15 protein-coding genes, 1 other RNA gene and 2 pseudogenes are annotated in these 18,590 nt (G+C 65.8%); 5 read left to right on the forward strand and 13 right to left on the reverse strand.

From position 1 onward, the window contains the following. Positions 1 to 31: 31 nt before the first annotated feature. The 7 genes and pseudogenes from murD to rsmH all read right to left on the reverse strand — a co-directional run bounded on the left by murD (position 32) and on the right by rsmH (position 8,778). A complete protein-coding gene (murD, locus tag ACQ86E_RS06570; protein WP_431204719.1) occupies positions 32 to 1,429 on the reverse strand; it encodes a UDP-N-acetylmuramoyl-L-alanine--D-glutamate ligase in 1,398 nt (465 codons plus the stop codon). Positions 1,430 to 1,439: 10 nt separating this feature from the next. Further along, positions 1,440 to 2,543, reverse strand: a complete 1,104-nt coding sequence (gene mraY, locus ACQ86E_RS06575; RefSeq protein ID WP_431204720.1) for a phospho-N-acetylmuramoyl-pentapeptide-transferase — start codon at positions 2,541 to 2,543, stop codon at positions 1,440 to 1,442. A gap of 167 nt (positions 2,544 to 2,710) precedes the next feature. Beyond that, positions 2,711 to 4,090: a UDP-N-acetylmuramoyl-tripeptide--D-alanyl-D-alanine ligase gene (locus ACQ86E_RS06580; protein WP_431204721.1), complete on the reverse strand. Its 1,380-nt coding sequence runs from the start codon at positions 4,088 to 4,090 to the stop codon at positions 2,711 to 2,713. After that, a pseudogene (locus ACQ86E_RS06585) lies at positions 4,087 to 5,557 on the reverse strand (UDP-N-acetylmuramoyl-L-alanyl-D-glutamate--2,6-diaminopimelate ligase). Before ACQ86E_RS06585 ends, ACQ86E_RS06580 begins: the two are co-directional and overlap by 4 nt. Positions 5,558 to 5,641: 84 nt before the next feature. Then, positions 5,642 to 7,396 carry a peptidoglycan D,D-transpeptidase FtsI family protein gene (locus ACQ86E_RS06590; RefSeq protein WP_431204722.1) on the reverse strand — a complete coding sequence of 585 codons (1,755 nt, stop codon included), beginning with the start codon at positions 7,394 to 7,396 and terminating at the stop codon, positions 5,642 to 5,644. Next, positions 7,393 to 7,785 (reverse strand): cell division protein FtsL, encoded by a 393-nt coding sequence (gene ftsL / locus ACQ86E_RS06595; RefSeq protein WP_431204723.1) that lies wholly within the window; start codon positions 7,783 to 7,785, stop codon positions 7,393 to 7,395. The genes ACQ86E_RS06590 and ftsL overlap by 4 nt, the downstream gene beginning before the upstream one ends. Before the next feature lie 3 nt (positions 7,786 to 7,788). Next, on the reverse strand, positions 7,789 to 8,778 hold the full coding sequence (gene rsmH, locus ACQ86E_RS06600) for a 16S rRNA (cytosine(1402)-N(4))-methyltransferase RsmH (RefSeq protein WP_431204724.1): 990 nt from the start codon (positions 8,776 to 8,778) through the stop codon (positions 7,789 to 7,791). Positions 8,779 to 9,210: 432 nt separating this feature from the next. On the opposite strand from rsmH, the gene ACQ86E_RS06605 reads away from it, so the two are divergent. Then, a complete protein-coding gene (locus tag ACQ86E_RS06605) occupies positions 9,211 to 10,074 on the forward strand; it encodes an N-acetylmuramoyl-L-alanine amidase (protein ID WP_431204725.1) in 864 nt (287 codons plus the stop codon). A gap of 101 nt (positions 10,075 to 10,175) precedes the next feature. On the opposite strand, the gene ACQ86E_RS06610 is transcribed toward ACQ86E_RS06605, so the two are convergent. Both ACQ86E_RS06610 and ACQ86E_RS06615 read right to left on the reverse strand, forming a co-directional pair. Next, the gene (locus ACQ86E_RS06610) at positions 10,176 to 11,408 is read right to left on the reverse strand and encodes an RNA polymerase sigma factor (RefSeq protein ID WP_431204726.1); all 1,233 of its coding nucleotides are present in this window, start codon (positions 11,406 to 11,408) and stop codon (positions 10,176 to 10,178) included. 22 nt (positions 11,409 to 11,430) lie between these two features. After that, on the reverse strand, positions 11,431 to 11,784 hold the full coding sequence (locus tag ACQ86E_RS06615) for a YciI family protein (protein WP_431204727.1): 354 nt from the start codon (positions 11,782 to 11,784) through the stop codon (positions 11,431 to 11,433). Positions 11,785 to 11,933: 149 nt separating this feature from the next. Between ACQ86E_RS06615 and rnpB the strand changes: the two genes are divergently transcribed. Beyond that, an RNA gene (gene rnpB, locus ACQ86E_RS06620) (RNase P RNA component class A) lies at positions 11,934 to 12,350 on the forward strand. A gap of 264 nt (positions 12,351 to 12,614) precedes the next feature. Here the strand turns inward: rnpB and ACQ86E_RS06625 are convergent. Beyond that, a complete protein-coding gene (locus ACQ86E_RS06625; protein WP_431204728.1) occupies positions 12,615 to 13,079 on the reverse strand; it encodes a DUF983 domain-containing protein in 465 nt (154 codons plus the stop codon). 49 nt (positions 13,080 to 13,128) lie between these two features. Here ACQ86E_RS06625 and ACQ86E_RS06630 point away from each other — a divergent pair, with 49 nt between their 5' ends. Further along, the gene (locus tag ACQ86E_RS06630; protein WP_431204729.1) at positions 13,129 to 14,499 is read left to right on the forward strand and encodes a PLP-dependent aminotransferase family protein; all 1,371 of its coding nucleotides are present in this window, start codon (positions 13,129 to 13,131) and stop codon (positions 14,497 to 14,499) included. 1 nt (position 14,500) lies between these two features. On the opposite strand, the gene ACQ86E_RS06635 is transcribed toward ACQ86E_RS06630, so the two are convergent. Continuing rightward, positions 14,501 to 14,761: a hypothetical protein gene (locus ACQ86E_RS06635; RefSeq protein WP_431204730.1), complete on the reverse strand. Its 261-nt coding sequence runs from the start codon at positions 14,759 to 14,761 to the stop codon at positions 14,501 to 14,503. A 232-nt stretch (positions 14,762 to 14,993) separates the two neighbouring features. On the opposite strand from ACQ86E_RS06635, the gene ACQ86E_RS06640 reads away from it, so the two are divergent. Beyond that, positions 14,994 to 15,746 carry a sulfite exporter TauE/SafE family protein gene (locus tag ACQ86E_RS06640; protein ID WP_431204731.1) on the forward strand — a complete coding sequence of 251 codons (753 nt, stop codon included), beginning with the start codon at positions 14,994 to 14,996 and terminating at the stop codon, positions 15,744 to 15,746. 74 nt (positions 15,747 to 15,820) lie between these two features. On the opposite strand, the gene ACQ86E_RS06645 is transcribed toward ACQ86E_RS06640, so the two are convergent. Continuing rightward, complete coding sequence (locus tag ACQ86E_RS06645; RefSeq protein WP_431204732.1) at positions 15,821 to 16,189, reverse strand: DsrE family protein; 369 nt, start codon at positions 16,187 to 16,189, stop codon at positions 15,821 to 15,823. A gap of 207 nt (positions 16,190 to 16,396) precedes the next feature. Between ACQ86E_RS06645 and ACQ86E_RS06650 the strand changes: the two are divergent. Beyond that, a pseudogene (locus ACQ86E_RS06650) lies at positions 16,397 to 17,173 on the forward strand (AraC family transcriptional regulator); the annotation flags it as partial. A gap of 23 nt (positions 17,174 to 17,196) precedes the next feature. Here the strand turns inward: ACQ86E_RS06650 and ACQ86E_RS06655 are convergent. Continuing rightward, complete coding sequence (locus ACQ86E_RS06655) at positions 17,197 to 18,534, reverse strand: O-antigen ligase family protein (RefSeq protein ID WP_431204733.1); 1,338 nt, start codon at positions 18,532 to 18,534, stop codon at positions 17,197 to 17,199. Between the last annotated feature and the right edge of the window lie 56 nt (positions 18,535 to 18,590).

Consider the following 18,590-nt stretch of genomic DNA (forward strand, 5'->3'; position numbering starts at 1 on the left):
GACGACAGCGGAGAATGAGGAGCAAGCGGCCCTACACCACCGACTTCACACCCGGCAGCGCCTGCACCAGTTCGCGGAACCTGGTGCCGCGGATCTCGAAGTTGCGGTACTGGTCGAAGGAGGCGCAGGCAGGCGACAGCAGCACGACGGCGTCGGTGAGGCCTGATGCCTCCGCATCGCGCGCGGCGTGTTCGACGGCGACGTCCAGCGTCTGGCTGATCTCGTGCGCGACCGTGCCCAGCGTTCCCGAAAATTCCGGCGCAGCCTCGCCGATCAGATAGGCCTTGCGGATGCGCGGGAAGTAGCCGGTCAAACCAGTGATACCGCCGGCCTTTGGCTTGCCGCCGGCGATCCAGAAAATGTCCGAAAAGGACGACAGCGCATGCGCGGTGGCGTCCGCATTGGTGCCCTTGGAGTCGTTGACGAACAGCACGTTGCCGCGGCGGCCGACCTGCTCCATGCGGTGCGCAAGGCCCGGAAAGCTGCGCAGGCCGTTCTGGAGCAGGTCGAGGCTGATGCCCATCGCGAGCGCGGCAGCGGCGGCGCAAGCCGCGTTCTGCGCATTGTGCAGGCCGCGCAGCGAGCCGATGCCGCCAAGTTTTGCAATCTCGCTCCGCGCGCCGCCCGCGGTGCTCACGATCGTTCCGTGCTCGACATGAATGCCGGTGGCCAGCGGATTCTTGACGGAGATACGCACCACGGTCATGCCGGCACGGTCGAGCCGGTCGGCGATGTCGCGGCAAAAGCCGTCGTCGACGCCGACGATCGCGGTGCCGCCGGCCTGCACGCCCGCAACAAGCCGCTCCTTCACCGCGGCGTAGTGCGCGATGGTGCCGTGGCGGTCGATGTGGTCTTCGCTGACGTTCAACAAGATGCCGACGGAGGGATCGAGCGAGGGCGTCAGGTCGATCTGGTAAGACGACATCTCGATGACGTGGACGCGGCCCGTTCGCGGCGGCTCCAGCGACAGGATCGCGGTGCCGATATTGCCGCCCATCTGGGTGTCGTAGCCGGCGACCTTGGTGAGATGCGCGATCAGCGCCGTCGTGGTCGACTTGCCGTTGGTGCCGGTGATGGCGACGAATGGCGCATCAGGCGCATGCCGCCGCCGCTCGCGACAGAACAGCTCGATGTCGCCGATCACCTCGACACCGGCTTCGCGCGCCTTCAGCACGCTCCAGTGCGGGGCCGGATGGGTCAGCGGTACGCCCGGCGCGAGCACGAGGGCGGTGAAATTCGCCCAGGAAACGTCGCGTAGATCGGCGGTGATGAAACCGGCCTGCGCGGCCTTGGCAACGTTCTCGGCATTGTCGTCGGCGGCGATCACCTCGGCGCCGCCCGCTTTCAGCGCGTGGCAGGAGGCGAGCCCCGAGCCGCCGAGGCCGAACACCGCGACCGTCTTGCCGGCAAAGGAGGTGACCGGGATCATGGCGTGACCGTCAGCGCAGCTTCAGGGTGGAGAGGCCGGCGAGCGCCAGCATCACCGAGATGATCCAGAAGCGGATCACGATCTGCGGCTCGGTCCAGCCGAGCTGCTCGAAATGGTGATGGATCGGCGCCATGCGGAAGATGCGTTTGCCCGTCAGCTTGAACGACACCACCTGCACGATGACGGAAACCGCCTCCAGCACGAACAGGCCGCCGATCACCGCAAGCACGATCTCGTGCTTCACCGCGACCGCGATCGCCCCCAGCATGCCGCCGAGCGCGAGCGAGCCGGTATCGCCCATGAAGATCGAAGCTGGTGGGGCATTGAACCAAAGAAAACCGAGGCCGGCCCCGAGCAGCGCGCCGCAGAGCACCGCGAGTTCGCCGGTGCCGGCGACATATTTGATCTGGAGATAGTCGGCGAACACCGCGTTGCCGGCGAGATAGGCGATCATCGCAAAGCTCGCGGTCGCGATCATCACGGGCACGATGGCGAGGCCGTCGAGACCGTCGGTGAGGTTTACCGCATTGCCGGCGCCGACGATGACGAAGGCGCCGAACACGACGAAGAACCAGCCGAAATGCAACACCGTATCCTTCAGGAAAGGGATCGTCAGCGCGGTCGACGCGGGATCGCGGTTCAGGCGCACCAGTGCATAGCAGGCCACCAGCGCGATCGCCGCCTCGATCAGCAGGCGAAGCTTGCTGCCGAACCCGGTCGTGGTCTGCTTGGTCACCTTGAGGTAGTCGTCATAGAAGCCGACGAAGCCGAAGCCCAGCGTCACCGCCAGCACGATCCAGACATAGGGGTTGAGCGGATTGGCCCACAGCATCGTGCCGACCGTGAGGCCGGACAGGATCATCAGCCCGCCCATGGTGGGCGTGCCCTTCTTGGCGAGATGCGATTGCGGACCGTCGGCCCGGATCGGCTGCCCCTTGCCCTGGCGGAGGCGCAGATGGTCGATGATCCAGGGCCCGAACAGGAACACGAACAGCGCCCCGGTGACGACGGCGCCGCCGGTGCGGAAGGTGATGTAGCGGAAGACGTTCAGGGCGGTGCGAACGGGACCGAAGCCCGGAAATGTGTTGGATAGCTCGATCAGCCAGTAAAACATTCAGACGGTCCTATGGCGCCTTTGCACGCGGCCTTGGCCTTGATCTTGGCCTTGTCACCGCGTGTCACGCGCATTCGCTGGTCTTCATCATGGGGGCCGGGCGACCCTTGGAAAACGGACGGCTCGCGCCGCAAGGAGGGATTCGGGAACAGCGCCTTCCAAGCAGTTTACGCCTTTGTCCGCAAGGCGGCCACCAGCCCCGGCACAAACTTGTTGACCCAGAACATCTTCTTGCTGCCCTTGACAACCACGACATCGCCCGCCTTCAGCAGATTTGCCACCTCGGCGGGCTTCAGCGTCGCGGGATCGTCGTGCCAGCCGAGGCCCTTGCCCGCCGGCAGGATGTCGAACAGATGACGCATCAGGGGGCCGACGCAGTAGACGCCATCGATGCCGTCGAGATGGCTGGCGAGGCCGGTGTGATAGCCTGGCGCGTCATCGCCCAGTTCCAGCATGTCGCCGAGCACCGCAATGCGGCGGCCGCCGGTGACGTTACGCGCCTGCAGGCTCTGCAGCGCAGCCGCCACGCTGGCCGGGTTGCCGTTGAAGCTGTCGTCGATCACGGTGACGCCGCCGACCGCCTGCTCGACGCCGCGGCCGGTCATGATGCCGACCCGGTCGAGCTTGATCGCCAGCGTCGATGCGTCGAGGTTCGCGGCGCGGATCGAGGCGAGCGCGGCCAGCGCATTCTGGACCCGGTGCGGCGCGCCCGGCGTCAGGCTGAAGGCGATCTCCTTCTTGCCGATCATGGCCACGACCTGCCAGCTCTCGCCATGCGGCGCGTGCGCGACCTCATGCACCTCGGCATGCTCGCCGAAGCGCACCACCTTGCCTTTCCATTCGGACGCCTTGAGCCCCGCCGGTAGCACCAGCACGCCGTCCTCGGGAAGGCCGAGCGCGATCGACACCTTCTCGCGCCGGATGGCTTCGAGCGAGCCGAGCTTCTCCAGATGCACCGGCTGGACGTTGACGACGAGCGCGACGGTCGGCCGCGTCAATTCGCTGAGCCGCGCGATCTCGCCCTGCTGGTTCATGCCCATCTCGACGACCCAGAGGCTGGCGTCAGGCCGCGCATTGCACAGCGTCAGCGGCACGCCCCAGAAATTGTTGAAGCTCGACGGGCTGGCATAGGCGCCCGGATAAGCCGCCAGGAACTCCTTGGTGCTGGTCTTGCCGGCGCTGCCGGTGAGGCCGATCACCGGTCCATGGAAGCGCGCGCGTGCCGCGCGCGCCAGACCCCAGAGGCCGTCGATCAGCGTGTCCTCGACGACGATCTGCGGAATACGGATGCCCGCGATCTCGTGCGGCACGATCATCGCGACCGCGCCGGAGGCTTCCGCCTTGTCGGCGAACTCCCAGCCGTCACGCGCGCTGGCGAAAGCCGAGATGAAGCCGCCGCTCGGCGTGCCGCTCAGCGCGACGAACAGGCTGCCCGGCTTCACCAGGCGGCTGTCCTGGGTGACGAAATCAATCGGCGTGTCCGGGAATGATCCGGTAGCGCCCAGCGCGCGCGCCACTTCGGCAACCGTCCATAGTGGCCCGCTCATGCAACCCTCGACGCTAATGCGGCGGCGACCGCCTCGTGATCACTGAAAGGCAGCACCTGGCCGCCGACGATCTGGCCGGTCTCGTGGCCCTTGCCGGCGATCAGCAGCGCATCGCCGTCCTGCAATTCCTCGATCGCGGTGCGGATCGCCGCGGCGCGGTCGCCGATCTCGCGGGCGCCCTTTGCTGTTGCGAGGATCTCGGCACGAATGACGTCCGGCTTCTCACTGCGCGGATTGTCGTCAGTGACGATGATTCCGTCGGCGTTCTCCGCCGCGATCTCGCCCATGATCGGACGCTTGCCGGCGTCGCGATCACCGCCCGCGCCGAACACCACGACCAGCCGACGCCTGGCGTAGGGCCGCAGCGCCTGTAATGCCTTCGCCAGCGCATCGGGCTTGTGCGCATAATCGACGAAGATGGGCGCGCCGTTGCGCTCGCCGACGCGTTCGAGCCGACCCTTGGCGCCTTCGAGATGTTCGAGGCTCGCGAACACGTCGGCCGCATCGCTGCCGGTGCCGATGGCGAGGCCGGCCGATACCAGCGCGTTCTCGATCTGGAATTCGCCGACCAGCGGCAGCCGGACGGAAGTGCGCTTGCCGCGATGTTCGAGTGCAAGCACCTGCGAAAAGCCTTCGACCTTGGCGTCCACGAGACGAATGCCTTCGCCTGCCCCATCGCCGTTGCGGCCGACCGCCATCACCCTCAAGCCGCGCGAGGCCGCCGCATCGATCGCTTCGGCCGAGCAATCATGATCGGCCGAGATTACGGCCGCGCCACCCGGCGGCACCAGTTCGCGGAACAGCCTGAGTTTTGCGGCGAGGTAATGCGCGACGGTCGGATGATAATCCATGTGGTCGCGCGAGAGGTTGGTGAAGCCGCCGGCCGCGATCCGCACGCCGTCGAGGCGATATTGATCGAGCCCGTGCGATGACGCCTCGAACGCAAGATGCGTGACGCCCTCGCGCGCGATCTCGTCGAGCTGCCGGTGCAGTGCGATCGGATCCGGCGTCGTCAGCGAGCCGTACACCGTGCGCTTCGGCGAGACGAGACCGATGGTGCCGATGCTGGCGGAGGCATGCCCCAGCCGCTCCCAGATCTGGCGCGTGAACGCCGCGACCGAGGTCTTGCCGCTGGTGCCGGTCACCGCGGCAATGGTCGAAGGCTGCGCGGGGAAGAATCTTGCCGCGGCCAGGGCCAGCGCGCGGCGCGGATTGGCAACTTCGATGAACGGCACCTTGATCGCCGCCGGCCCATGGTCGCCGACCACCGCCACCGCGCCCGCGGCAATCGCGGCGTCGATGAAGCGCGCACCGTCGGTCTTGCTGCCCGCGAGCGCAAAAGAGATCGCCACGCTTGACCACCCGGCTGTCGAGCGCGACGCCGGTCACCTCGAGCGCCGCGACAGCGGGCTCGATCGCGGCATCATTGCCCAGAACGTCCTTGCTGAGTAGGTCGCGCAGCTTCATGGTTGTCCAGTCGACATGCCGTGCCGGAAAGCCGAATCTTCGGAAAAGCCCCGACTCATCGGCGGCAACGGCTTACCCAGTTGATTACTGGGTTGTCCTGGATGCTGCAAGAATAAGGCGCTCGGACGGCGGCAGGTCGAACCGCGGCTCGACCCCCAGCAGCGGCGCGATCCGCTCGATCACCTTGCCGCCGGTCGGCACCGCGTTCCAGCCCGAAGTGATGAAACCCTTCGTTTCAGGAATCGCCTGCGGCTCGTCCAGCATGATCAGGATCTGATATTTCGGATCGTCGCAGGGCATGATCGCGGTGAACGAGTTGAGCACGCGCTTTTTGGCGTAGCGGCCGTTGATGACCTTCTCGGACGTGCCGGTCTTGCCGCCGACATAATAGCCCTTCACGTCCGCGGACTTGGCGGTCCCGATCTCGGCATTGAGCCGCATCAGGAATCGCATCTTGTCGCTGGTCTCGGTCTTGATGACGCGCTTGGCCATCGCCGCCGCTTCGGCCTCGGTGCGCTTCATGAAGGTCGGTGGAATCAGATAGCCGCCGTTCACGAGCGAGTTGATGCCCATCACCGCCTGGAGCGGCGCCACCGACATGCCCTGGCCGAACGCAATGGTCACCGTGTTCAACTCACCCCAGCGACGCGGCACCAGCGGAGCTGCGCTCTCCGGCAACTCGGTGCGCAGCCGCGTCAGTTGGCCCATCTTGGCGAGGAAGGCCTTGTGGGCCTCGACGCCCTGGCTGAGCGCAATCCGCGCCGCACCGATGTTGGACGAATAGGTGAAGACTTCCTTGGTGTTGATGAAGCGTCCGAGCGAGTGACTGTCGTGAATGGTGAACTTGCCGTAGTGCAGGTTTCCGCGCGCATCCCACGACGAATTCAGGTTGATCTTTCCGGAGTCGAGCGCCATCGCCAGCGTGAACGCCTTGAAGGTCGAGCCCATTTCGTAGACGCCGGTGGTCAGGCGGTTGATGCGATCGGGGTCGTGCGCTTCCTTGGGATTGTTGGGATCGAAATCCGGCAGCGAGACCATCGCCACGATCTCGCCGGTCTTGACGTTGGAGACGATGCCGGACGCCGCCTTGGCGTGGAACTTCTCCTTGGCCTTGAGCAGTTCGTCACGCAGCGCATGCTCGACGCGCAGATCGACCGACAGCTCGATCGGCTTTTGCAGCCGGTCGGTGGCGAAGCCGGCGCGATGAAGATCGGCAAGCCCCTGATTGTCGAGCCACTTCTCCATCCCGGCGATGCCCTGGTTGTCGATGTTGACCAGACCGATGATGTGCGCGACCTCGTTGCCGGTCGGATAGACGCGCTTGTTCTCGCGCAGGAAGCCGATGCCGGGAATGCCGAGCTTGTGGATGTCCTGCTGCTGCTTCGGCGTGATCTCGCGCTTCAGCCAGACGAAGCCCTTGCGGGTCGACAGGCGCTCGCGCACTTCGACCTCGTCGAGGTCGGGCACCGTCGCGGTCAGGAGCTCGATCGCCTCGTCCTTGTCGATGATGCGGCGCGGCTCGCCGAACAGGCTCGACGCCTTGACGTCGGTCGCGAGGATCGCGCCGTTGCGATCGACGATGTCGGGTCGCGCGGTCGCGACCACCTCCTGCGCCGCCGCACGCCGCGCGCTGTGGGCGTCGGCGCCGATCGCGAACATCACGAGCCGGCCCCCGATCAGGACGTAGACCGAGGTGAAGGCGAGCATCGCAAGCCCGACGCGCGCCCGCGCCTTCGCGGCGCGGTCGACATTGCGCCCGTAGAGCAGGCTGCGGATCAGCCGCTGTCCCCAGGGCTCGGTCGGCTTTCCTGTCTGATTGGCCGGAGTCGGCGTGCTCATTGCTTGTCCTCGGGCTGAGGTACGGAACCCGTCACCGTATCCGGATCGCTCGCGGCTTCGATGGTGTTGAGCATGGCTCCGATCGGGTCGGGCTCGCCCGGCCTGAACATCCGCGGCGGGCGCTCCGGCAGGTTCTTCAGCGAGTCATATTGCGTCGCATTGACCGGCTTGAGCGGCAGATGCCGCTCGGACAGGCCTTGCAGGCGCAAGGGCGCATCGAGCTTGGCCCATTCCGACCTCAGCGAAGCGATCGCATCGCGCTGCTCGCGGATCTCCGCATGCAGCCGCAGCACCTTCTCGGTGCGGGCCGTCGAATCCATCTTGATCCGGTAGACATAGGCCGCCGCGAAGATCAGCGCGCCGATGACGAGGAGGTGGATGAAGCGCATGCGCTAGCCTCCCCTCAACACGTCGGAGAGCTTTGGCCAGGACGATTGCCCGCTATCGTCATGCGCGGGCGCCGAGCTACGCTCGGCAGCGCGCAGCTTGGCCGAACGCGCGCGCGGATTATGCGCGACTTCCTGCTCGCCGGCGACCACCGGCCGCCGAGTCAGAAGCTGGAAACTCGGCGCGGTTTGCGCCACTTCCGGCAAATGCCGGGAGCCGCCGCCGGTCTTGCTGCGCTCGGCGAGGAAATTCTTGACGATGCGGTCTTCCAGCGAATGGAACGAGACCACCACGAGCCGGCCACCCGGCCTGAGCACGTGCTCGGCAGCAGCCAGCGCGGCCTGAAGCTCTTCGAGCTCTTCGTTGACGAAGATGCGCAGAGCCTGGAACGTCCGCGTCGCCGGATGAATGTCGCCTGGCTTGGAGCGCACCACCCGGCCGACGAGATCGGCGAGCGCGCGCGTGGTCGTGAACGGCGCTTCCTGCCGGTCCGCCACGACGGCACGGGCGATGCGGCGCGAATGCCGCTCCTCGCCGAAGAGATAGATGATATCGGCAAGATCGGCTTCGGAGGCGCGCGCGACTACGTCCGCCGCGGTCGGTCCCGTCTGCCCCATCCGCATGTCGAGCGGACCATCGAGGCGGAACGAGAAGCCGCGACCGGCCTGGTCGAGCTGCATCGAGGACACCCCGACATCCATGACGACGCCGTCGACGGCCTCGACGCCCTGCGCCGCGCAGACCTCGGCGAGATTGGAGAAGCGGTCCTCGACCAGCGTCAGCCGGCCCGCGGAGCCCTCGACCAGTTCGGCGCCGCCCGCGATCGCCGTGCGGTCGCGATCGATCGCGATCACGCGGGTTCCCGGCAGGTCGAGAATGGCGCGGCTGTAGCCGCCAGCGCCGAAGGTGGCGTCGACATAGAGTCCGCCCTCGCGCGGCGCGAGATGCTCGATCGCCTCGCGGCCGAGAACGGGGATGTGCGGAGCAGAGCTCATGCGCCAGGCCCGCCGAGCGTCCATGCAAAATCTGGGGTGAGCGAGCCCATTACGCCTCGAATAATTCCGCGTCGCGGCGGTTCCACGACCCAACCCCTGTGCAGCATGGTATCCGGGCCCGGTCGCCCTGAGCGGCAAACCCAGTGTTCCCAGTGGAATTTGTCGGGCAGCCATGGGATTTCGAGCCAAAATACGCTTTGGCCGCCTCCGGACGCGGGTCGGCTCTTCATCCCTCAGTAACGGCCCTTAGCGTTAAGAAAGCGTTGATCGGCCGGTTACAAGTCGAAGAGGTCATCGGGCGGTGATGCGTCATCCACACACAGCGCCCAAAATGCACCCGTTAACCGAACCACGCGATTGCGCGGACCGGAGGGTAAAGGAATAGTAAAGAGAAGGGCTTGGCCCACTCTCCCATTCCGACTTGAGCTGTCTATGTCGTCCGGTTCGTCCACACCGTCTGGATCTGATTCGAAGCGTCAACGCGTTCTCCCGGTTCCCAAGGCCGCGGCGAACGTGCGGACGTTCGAACCGGATTCCTCGATCGTCTCCGACATCATCCCCTCGCCCAACCATGGCGAGCGCAACAGGGGACGGCAGGCGGACATGATCGTGCTGCACTACACCGGCATGCCCGACGTCGAGGGCGCGCTGGCGCGGCTGTGCACGGCGGGCACCGAAGTATCGGCACATTACGTCGTGCTTGAGGACGGCCGCATCGTGCAATGCGTGCCCGAGGCCAGGCGCGCCTGGCACGCCGGCGTCTCGTCCTGGGCCGGCGAGGACGACATCAACTCCTGCTCGATCGGCATCGAGATCGTCAATCGCGGCCACGACTGGGGCTATCCGGAGTTCCCGCTGCGCCAGATCGCCGCCGTGATCGCGCTGTGTCGCGGCATCATGCTTCGCCGCAAGGTGCCGGCGCACCGGGTGCTCGGCCATTCCGACGTCGCGCCCGCGCGCAAGAAGGACCCCGGCGAAAAATTCCCATGGCATTCGCTGGCCAATTCCGGCGTCGGCCACTGGGTAACGCCCGCGCCCGTCGTGCGCGGCGAGAGCCTGATGCTGGGCACCATCAGCGACGAGGTGCTGAGTCTGCAGCAGGCGCTGGCCAGATACGGCTATGGCGTGCCGCTGACCGGCAAGTACGACGCCGCGACGATGGAAGTCGTCACCGCATTTCAACGCCACTTCCGCCCCGCGCGGCTGGACGGCGTCGCCGATCACTCGACGCTGTCGACATTGCAGGCGTTGCTGGCGAGCTTGCCGGCGGATGCGACGGTCGTCGCATCGAAGTGACGATGCTCGTCATTGCGAGCGCAGCGAAGCAATCCAGAATCTTTCCGCGGTGCCAGTCTGGATTGCTCGGCTACGCTCGCAATGACGGAGTTCTGTGGCGGCTACTCCAACTCCCGCATCCTTCGCGCATACAGCCGCCGCAGCGGCTCCAGCTGCGTCGCCTCGCTCGCCGCGACATACGCCTCGCGCGCGTCCTGCTGCCGACCCAGCCGTCGCAACAGATCCGCACGCACCGCGGGCAGCAGCTCATAGCCATTCAGCCCGCCGCGCGCGGTGATCGCATCGACGAGATCGAGCGCGCGCGCAGGCCCGTCGACCATCGAGACGGCCGCGGCGTGATTGAGCTCGATCACCGGCGACGGGTTGATGCGCAGCAGCACCTCGTAAAGCCCGGCGATCTGCGGCCAGTCGGTCTCCTCAAAACTCGGCGCGCGCGCATGCAGCGCGGCGATCGCGGCCTGCACGGCATAGGCTTGCGGCCGGCCGGGCGTGCGAAGCGCATCATCGACCAGACGCAAGCCGTCCTCGATCTGCGCGCGATCCCAGAGCGTACGGTCCTGTTCCTCCAGCAGCACGACATCGCCGGCCGAATTCGCGCGCCCGGCGCGGCGCGCGTCGTGCAGCAGCATCAGGGCCAGCAGGCCCTTGATACCGGCACGGCCGGGCATCAGCCGATCGAGCAAGCGGCCGAGCCGGATCGCCTCGGCCGCGAGATCGAGCCGCATCAGATCCGCGCCCGAGGTTGCGACATAGCCTTCGGTGAAGACCAGATAGACCACGGCGAGCACGCCATCGAGCCGCGGCGCCAGCGCGTCGCGTTCGGGCACTTCATAGGGAATACCGGCGAGCCTGATCTTCTGCTTGGCGCGGACGAGCCGCTGCGCCATCGCCTCCTCACTGACGAGAAAGGCGCGCGCGACCTGCGCGGTCGAGAGCCCGCAGATGGTGCGCAGCGTCAGTGCGACCTGAACCTCGGGCGAAAACGCAGGATGGCAGCAGGTGAAGATCAGGCGCAGCATGTCGTCGTCGAGCATCGCCGGCGGCTCGTCGGCGGCTTGCGCGTTCAGCTCGAGCTCATGCACGAGCTGCTGCTCCTTGCCGCGGAAGACGGTCTGGCGGCGAATCCGATCGATCGCCTTGTGCCTGGCGACATTGACCAGCCACGCGCGCGGATTGTCAGGCAGTTCGCGAGCCGTCCAGCGCTCCAGCGCAACGGCAAAGGCGTCCTGCAGCGCATCCTCGGCGAGATCGAAATCACCGACGAGGCGGATCAGCGTGGCGAGCGCCCGCCCCGCCTCGTCGCGGAATATGCCATCGATCTCGCTCGGGTTCATGCGTCGGTGTACGGTTCGGCCGTCACTTGTCGTAGACCCAGATCGGCCGCACCTCGATCGACCCGATCCGCGCACTCGGAATGCGCGCGGCAATCTCGATCGCGGCGTTCAGGTCCTTGGCCTCGACCAGATAGTAGCCGCCGAGCTGCTCGCGCGTCTCCGCGAACGGGCCATCGGTCGTCAGCGTCTTGCCGTCGCGCACGCGCACCGTCGTCGCAGTCGTGGTCGGCTGCAAACGGTCGCCGGCCTTGAAATTGCCGCTCTGGACGATGCCTTGGGTAAAGGTCTGATATTCCGCCAGCATCTTCTGGCTGGTCGCCACGTCGTTCTTCGCGTACTCGACCTCGTTCTGGTAGATCATCAGCAGATATTGCATCGCTTAACTCCTGTTGTTCGGCTGAACCGCCGACATCCAGTCGAACGAACCGCACTCCAAACGACATCTTCAGGGTAAATTATTAGCAGGCGGCGTGCGCGGCGATATCAGCTTGACGAAACCGTCATAAATGCCCATGCCTGCGCCCGTCAGTCGGCCGGACGGCCGCTCCGGCAACGGTCGAAAGGCCGCCGGGGAGGAAAGTCCGGGCTCCCTTGACATACGGTGCCGGATAACGTCCGGCGGGGGCAACCCCAGGGAAAGTGCCACAGAGAACGAACCGCTTTCTCCTCGGAGGAAGTAAGGGTGAAAAGGTGCGGTAAGAGCGCACCGCGGCTCCGGCAACGGAGCCGGCAGGGTAAACCCCACCGGGAGCAAAACCGAATAGGGACGGCGTAGCGGGCTGTTCGCGCAAGCGATAACGCCGCGGGGCGATGTCAGGCCCGCCGTCCGGGTAGGTTGCTCGAGGCCATGTGCAAACATGGTCCCAGAGGAATGGCCGTCACGTATCGTGCGCGCAAGCGGACGGTGCCCTACAGAACCCGGCTTACAGGCCGGCTGATATTCTAAAGCGTTTTCGAGCGAAGTGGTTTTCCGGTTCGCGAAGAAAACGCGTCTTACTGAGACAGTGACGAGGGGTTCGGTGCTAGCGCATCGGACCCCTCACCATTTGGGGACAAGCGTAGCCAAGCAAGGATGTCATTCCGGGGCTCGCGAAGCGAGAGCTATGATGCGCAATTGCGCATCTGAGAATCCATCGGGCTACAGAAAATGCGGAACAATGGATTCCGGGTTCGTGCTGCGCACACCCCCGGAATGACAGCGACGGACTAAGCCGCGCGCGTGTCCGCCTTCACGAAGACCGGTGCAAACGGACCGGCTTCGCGCCGCAGCTTGGCCGCCTCGAAGCCGTGCATGCCGATCTGCCATTGCAGGCCGACGATGGCGCCCTTGGTCGGCTGCAGCAGCGCGAGCGAAGCGAACAGCGTTACCGGCAGCCACACCGCCAGTTGCAGCCAAATTGCCGGCGCATAGGCGGTCTCGACCGCGAGGATGGCCGGCACCACGAGGTGGCCGACCACGACCATCACCAGATAGGCCGGGAAATCATCGGCGCGCTGGTGGAACAGCTCCTCGCCGCAATGGTCGCAGGCGTCGGCCACTTTCAGGAAACGGCCGAACATGTGCCCCTCGCCGCAGTTCGGGCACTTCCCCAAAAAGCCGCGCCACATCGCCTTCGAGGGCGAGACTGAACCGGTTGCCATGACAGCACCTCTTCCTTTTCTATGATCCATACAATAATATCCTGTATCCATACATTCAAAGGATATGGGCCTGAATTGCATGGATTTGACCCCTACAATCTCGGAGCTGAGCGGGCCCCGCTACCAGCGCATTGTCGATGCCATGGAGGCCGACATCGCATCCGGCCGCCTGGTGCGCGGCCAGCAACTGCCGACCCAGCGCGCGCTCGCAAAAGCACTCGACATCGATTTGACCACGGTGACGCGCGCCTACACTGAGGCGCGGCGCCGCGGAATTCTCGAGGCGCGCGTCGGACAGGGCTCGTTCGTGTCGGAGACCAGCGCGCGCCGCGCGATCGACCTGCCGCATCCCATCGCGATCGACCTCTCGATGAACGTGCCGCCGCATCCGCTGGAGGCGCAGCTCGACGAACGCATCATCGCCGGGATGGAAGCCATCCGCGCGCAATCGGGCCTGACGGCGCATCTCAACTATCAGCCGCCCGGCGGCAGCGCGCACGAGCGCGAGGTCGCGGCGCGCTGGATGCGTGCGCGTGTCCCGCATACGCACGCCGACAGGCTCGTGATCTTTCCCGGCACGCAGACGATCCTGTTCAACCTGCTCGCTGATCTCGCCCGGCCCGGCGAAATCGTGCTGACGGAAGCGCTGACCTTCCCGGGCATCAAGGCCGCCGCCGCGCGGCTCGGCGTCAAGTTGGTCGGCGTCGCGATGGACGACGGCGGCATCTTGCCGGATGCACTGGCGCGAGCTTGCCGCACGCACAGCCCGAAGGCCGTCTACTTGATCCCGACGCTGCATAATCCGACCACCGCGACGCTGTCCGCCGAGCGCCGCAGCGCCATCGCAAAGATCATCAGCGATACCGATACGATTCTGATCGAGGACGACGCCTACGGACTGCTCGATCGTTCAGCCTCGCCGATCGCCAATCTCATTCCGGAGCGGACGTATCTCGCAACTACGCTGTCAAAATGCATCGCGCCGGCCCTGCGGGTCGCGTATCTCGTGACGCCCGACAGCGCCGCGCAACAGGAGATGCGCAGCTATCTGCAGGCCACCGTGCAGATGCCGGCGCCATTGATGGTCGCGCTGGTCACGCACTGGATCGAGACCGGCATTGCCGATCGCATCATCACGGCCATACGCAACGAGGCGATCGGCCGCCAGCAGCTCGCGCAGCGCGCACTGAAGGGCTTTCAGTTGCTGGCCAAGCCTGCGGCCCACCATCTTTGGCTGAGTCTGCCGGAGGGTCGTCCGGACGTCGCGGCGCATCTGCTGCGGAATGGGCTGGCCGTCGTCGCGGGCGACGCCTTCACCGTGGACGGAACGGCGCCACATGCAGCGCGTGTCTCGCTCGGCGCCGCGCGCAACAGGGCGGAACTGACCGAGGCGCTGCGCATCCTCGTCGGCGCGCTGCACAGGCCAGCCGATACCAGGCAGATCGTCTAGATCAATGGTGATGACGGCGATGGCGGGAGCGAACGACCGGCGCAACGCCTGACGGATAGGCCGCATAGGCCTCGCCCGGTGCCACCGTCTCGCCACGGGCCGCGCGCCCGGCAGGCGTGAGCTGACCGCCATTGAGCACGTCGCGGTCGGGATGCGCGGCCTGATAGGCCGCAGGCTCGGAAAACTGCGCCTGCGCCACTGTCGGCATCAACGCCGCGGCCGATAGCAGCGCAGCCGCGACGGCGACTCTCGTGCGGATCATGGTCCTTCTCCATCCTCTGGTCAGGGGGACAGGCCAATGGAAACGCATGATCGCGTCGGGCGCCCCTTAAGCCTGAAATACGATCATCATGTAGGCCCGTCTTCCGCGAACGCCCGCCTGTGAAGATCACGCTTGCGTGCGGTTTTGAAATTGACCTCCAGGGCCGCGGCCGTGCTATGCGGACAGTCGCGATCAAAAGTTCAGGATCGCCCATTGCGACAAGGACGATCTGTTGGAAACGAGCACCTACGCGCTGCTGCTGTTCGGCGCCTTGGCCGGCGGCTTCGTCTCGGGCCTCGCAGGCTTCGGCACGGCGTTGATGGCGCTCGGCATCTGGCTCTACGTCCTGCCGCCATCGCTGGCGGTGCCGCTGGTGCTGATCTGCTCGGTGGTCGCGCAGACCTCGACGCTGCCGTCGATGTGGAAGAGTTTCGATCTCTCGCTGGTTTGGCCGTTCCTGATCGGAGGACTGATCGGCGTTCCGCTGGGCGCCATGATGATCGCTTCCGCCGATCCCAAAGTGTTCAAGCTGAGCGTCGGCGTGCTGCTGCTGATCTTCCCGAGTGCGCTGTACCTGAACAAGAAGCCGCTCGCCGTGAAGTTCGGCGGCCGAATCGCCGACGGCGCGATCGGCTTTGCCGGCGGCATTCTCGGCGGCCTCGCCGGACTGTCGGGACCGCTGCCGATCCTGTGGGCCAACATCCGCGGCTGGAACAAGCATGAGCGGCGCGGCATCTTCCAGCTGTTCAATTTCACCGTGCTCGCGACCGCGCTGATCGTGCAGACGGCATCAGGCCTCGTCGCGTTCAAGGTGGTCTGGCTCGCAGCTGTCGCCTTTCCGGGCACGCTGATCGGTGCATGGGCCGGCGCACGCGTCTACCACGCCCTGAGCGACAAGCATTTTGGCGACGTCGTGCTGGGCCTGTTGTTCCTGTCGGGCCTCGGCCTCGTCTGGAACAGTTTCAACAGTTTCGCGCCCCACTGACGGGTGTTCGCCGGTCGAGCCGCATCCCCCGATCGGAGGATGCGGCGAGCCGAAACATTCTTATTGATTCCGGCTCAGAAGCTCAGGGTGGCGGCACCGCCCTTGATCAGTTCGTGCATCACGCTCGCACCGGAAATGACAACGCCATCCAGCAGGTCCTCTTGCGCGTAACCGCGGCTCTTGACGCAGGGCGTGCAGGCCCAGAGCCTGCCACCCCTGTTCATGAAATCGCGCAGCATGGCGGCAAGGCCATCGAGCGGCTTGACCTGCGTGAGATCCGCGGCGCCGTGCCGCACGATGTCGACACCGGCACTGGTCAGAAAGATCGAGACCTTCAGGCCGGCCGTCATCCCGCCGAGCGCGATGGTTACGCCAACGGACGACAATTCGTGGTCGATGCCATGCGTGATGACGACGACCAGATCACGTGCCTCATTATTCAAGTTGCTTACCTCTTCAATCGTTTTGCGAGGTCTCATCCTATGTCTCTGTGGATCGGCCGAACATGACCAGGACCCCGCAAGTCTTGCCCGAAACGCCGGCCGACCTTCTCTCCGAGGTGCTGGGCAGCATGCGTCTTGCCGGCACCGTGCTTTTCCGCGCCGAGTTTCGCGAGCCCTGGGCGATCACGACGCCGCAAGCATGCCAGCTTGCCAGGCTGTTGCCGCTGCGCACCAAGCGAGATCATCCCGTTTCACATCATCGCATCGGGCGGCTGCACGGTGGAGCTGGACGGACACGCGCCGGTGCGGTTGAACGAAGGCGACGTCATCGTGCTTCCCTACGGCGATAGTCATCGGCTCCGCGGGCGCGAGCCCATCGTACCCATGCAGGTCGGCGGCCTGCTGCCGCGCCCACCGTGGACGGACATTGTCGTCCTCGAGCATGGAGGCGCCGGTCCCAGCACGAGGATCATCTGCGGATTTCTTCAGTGCGACGAACTGCTGTGTCACCCCGTGCTGCGTCAGTTGCCCGTATTGCTGCACGTCAGTCCGGAAGGCCCCGGCGACGAATGGCTGGCCAGCACCATCCGGCACAGCGCTGCGGAAGCGAGCACGCCGCGGCCGGGCTCGCGCAGTCTGCTGCATCGTCTGGCGGAGTTGATGTTCATCGAGATCCTGCGCAAGCACATGCAAGGGCTGCCCGCGACCGAAATCGGTTGGTTCGCCGCCATCAACGACCCGATCGCCGGCGTGGGGCTGGGGCACCTGCATGCCATGCCGTTCCACGACTGGACGGTCGATAGGTTAGCGCGCCGGATCGGCGTCTCGCGCACCGTATTGGCCGAGCGCTTCAAGCACTTTCTCGATCAGCCGCCGATGCAGTACCTGGTCCACTGGCGCTTGCGGCTGGCCGCTCACGCCCTGACGTCAGGGACGACGCCGATCAAGTCGATCGCATGCCAGACCGGCTACGAATCCGAAGCGGCGTTCAGCCGGGCGTTCAAGCGTCACTTCGGGGTGCCGCCGGGAGTCTGGCGCAGACGCGGGCCTTCGAGCCCGTCAGTCGTCGCGGCCGACCAGCCGCGCTTTTCGCCAAGCGCCATGCCGCCGGCAACGCCGACACCGAGTACGTAGATCCAGCCCGACGTGAAATCGAACAGATGCGTGTTCAACAGCGAGGACAGCATGTTCTGCGCCACGACGAGCATACCGATCCAGCAAGCCAGCCCGTCGCCGCGAAACATCGAAAGGTGCGCGAACCACAGCGCGTAGAGGATCGCCACACCGACAAGGCCCCACTGCACGGCGACGCTGAGCGTCTGGTTGTGCGGATTGCTGACGATCTCGCCGCGCAACGGATCGACCTCCGCATCGACAGCTGCGCTTGCGAACAGGCCACGGATCGACCCGGTGCCGTGACCGATCAGCGGCGCGTCCGCGATGAACCCCAGGGACTTCCGCCAATATTCCAGCCGCGAGCCCATCCCGCTGACCTTCCTCTCCTGCATGCTCATCTCGTAGTCGCCCTGGAATTTCGCGATCGTCGCGCGCAGGTGCGGCGAGACGGTCCAGAGCAGGATGGCCGCCAGCACCATCGCGCCGGCCGCAACCACGGCCGTGCAGCGGCGCAGATGCAGCAGCGCGAAGGCCATGAGCAGAAGCGGCAGCGTCACCAGTGCCGTCCGCGAGACCACCACGAACATCATGTTGGCGAGGAACCCGACCGCAAACAGCGTGAACATCGCGGCGATCCGAACGCGGCCCTGCCGGAACATCGTCACGGCAGGATGAAGTACCGCGATGGCGCAAAGCGCGAACTCCTGGCTCTGGTCGATATAGTTGCGCACGGCGATCCCGCTCTCGACCTTGTAGGGTCCACGCGACAGATAGGGTTTGAGCGAGAGGCCGGGGTCGATCGCGACGACGAAGGAGTACAACATCAGCAGCGCGCAGGACGCCAGAAACGCCGAGAACACCCAGTTGCCGTAGGGCCAGCGCTCGAACTGGTAGATCAGGAGCGGGATCACCAACAGCTTTGCCGCCGGCCCGATCGCATGGATTCGCTCCGGCCAGGGCGCATCCGACCAGAGCGTACCGAGAGCGGCGAGCGCGACCAGCGCAATCGGCAGCAGGCAGACCGGACGAAGCAGCGAGCGCGGAAACGCGCGGAGATCGAGAAAGGCAAAGGCGATCAGCCAGGGGATCAGCGCAAACGTCAGCCCGGTGGTCGTCCACGGCAGCAGCAGCGCGATCAGCGCGACGAAGCGGGCCGGCGTGCGATAGCGCGCCGCCCAGATCGCGGGGAGCCAGGACGCCGGCTTCTGCTCGTTCGTCACTCCGTCCATTCCGCCCTTATATAGCCCACCATCCCCACGGCGAGGCAAATTAGCCGGGGCCGCAA

This window comes from Bradyrhizobium betae (assembly GCF_050632175.1).
Lineage (GTDB): Bacteria > Pseudomonadota > Alphaproteobacteria > Rhizobiales > Xanthobacteraceae > Bradyrhizobium > Bradyrhizobium betae_B.

What these genes read in the sequence shown, in the direction of transcription:
- murD (WP_431204719.1), bottom strand. Translation starts at nt 1,429, where the DNA reads ATGATCCCGGTCACCTCCTTTGCCGGCAAGACGGTCGCGGTGTTCGGC.
- mraY (WP_431204720.1), bottom strand. Translation starts at nt 2,543, where the DNA reads ATGTTTTACTGGCTGATCGAGCTATCCAACACATTTCCGGGCTTCGGT.
- ACQ86E_RS06580 (WP_431204721.1), bottom strand. Translation starts at nt 4,090, where the DNA reads ATGAGCGGGCCACTATGGACGGTTGCCGAAGTGGCGCGCGCGCTGGGC.
- ACQ86E_RS06590 (WP_431204722.1), bottom strand. Translation starts at nt 7,396, where the DNA reads ATGAGCACGCCGACTCCGGCCAATCAGACAGGAAAGCCGACCGAGCCC.
- ftsL (WP_431204723.1), bottom strand. Translation starts at nt 7,785, where the DNA reads ATGCGCTTCATCCACCTCCTCGTCATCGGCGCGCTGATCTTCGCGGCG.
- rsmH (WP_431204724.1), bottom strand. Translation starts at nt 8,778, where the DNA reads ATGAGCTCTGCTCCGCACATCCCCGTTCTCGGCCGCGAGGCGATCGAG.
- ACQ86E_RS06605 (WP_431204725.1), top strand. Translation starts at nt 9,211, where the DNA reads ATGTCGTCCGGTTCGTCCACACCGTCTGGATCTGATTCGAAGCGTCAA.
- ACQ86E_RS06610 (WP_431204726.1), bottom strand. Translation starts at nt 11,408, where the DNA reads ATGAACCCGAGCGAGATCGATGGCATATTCCGCGACGAGGCGGGGCGG.
- ACQ86E_RS06615 (WP_431204727.1), bottom strand. Translation starts at nt 11,784, where the DNA reads ATGCAATATCTGCTGATGATCTACCAGAACGAGGTCGAGTACGCGAAG.
- ACQ86E_RS06625 (WP_431204728.1), bottom strand. Translation starts at nt 13,079, where the DNA reads ATGGATCATAGAAAAGGAAGAGGTGCTGTCATGGCAACCGGTTCAGTC.
- ACQ86E_RS06630 (WP_431204729.1), top strand. Translation starts at nt 13,129, where the DNA reads ATGGATTTGACCCCTACAATCTCGGAGCTGAGCGGGCCCCGCTACCAG.
- ACQ86E_RS06635 (WP_431204730.1), bottom strand. Translation starts at nt 14,761, where the DNA reads ATGATCCGCACGAGAGTCGCCGTCGCGGCTGCGCTGCTATCGGCCGCG.
- ACQ86E_RS06655 (WP_431204733.1), bottom strand. Translation starts at nt 18,534, where the DNA reads ATGGACGGAGTGACGAACGAGCAGAAGCCGGCGTCCTGGCTCCCCGCG.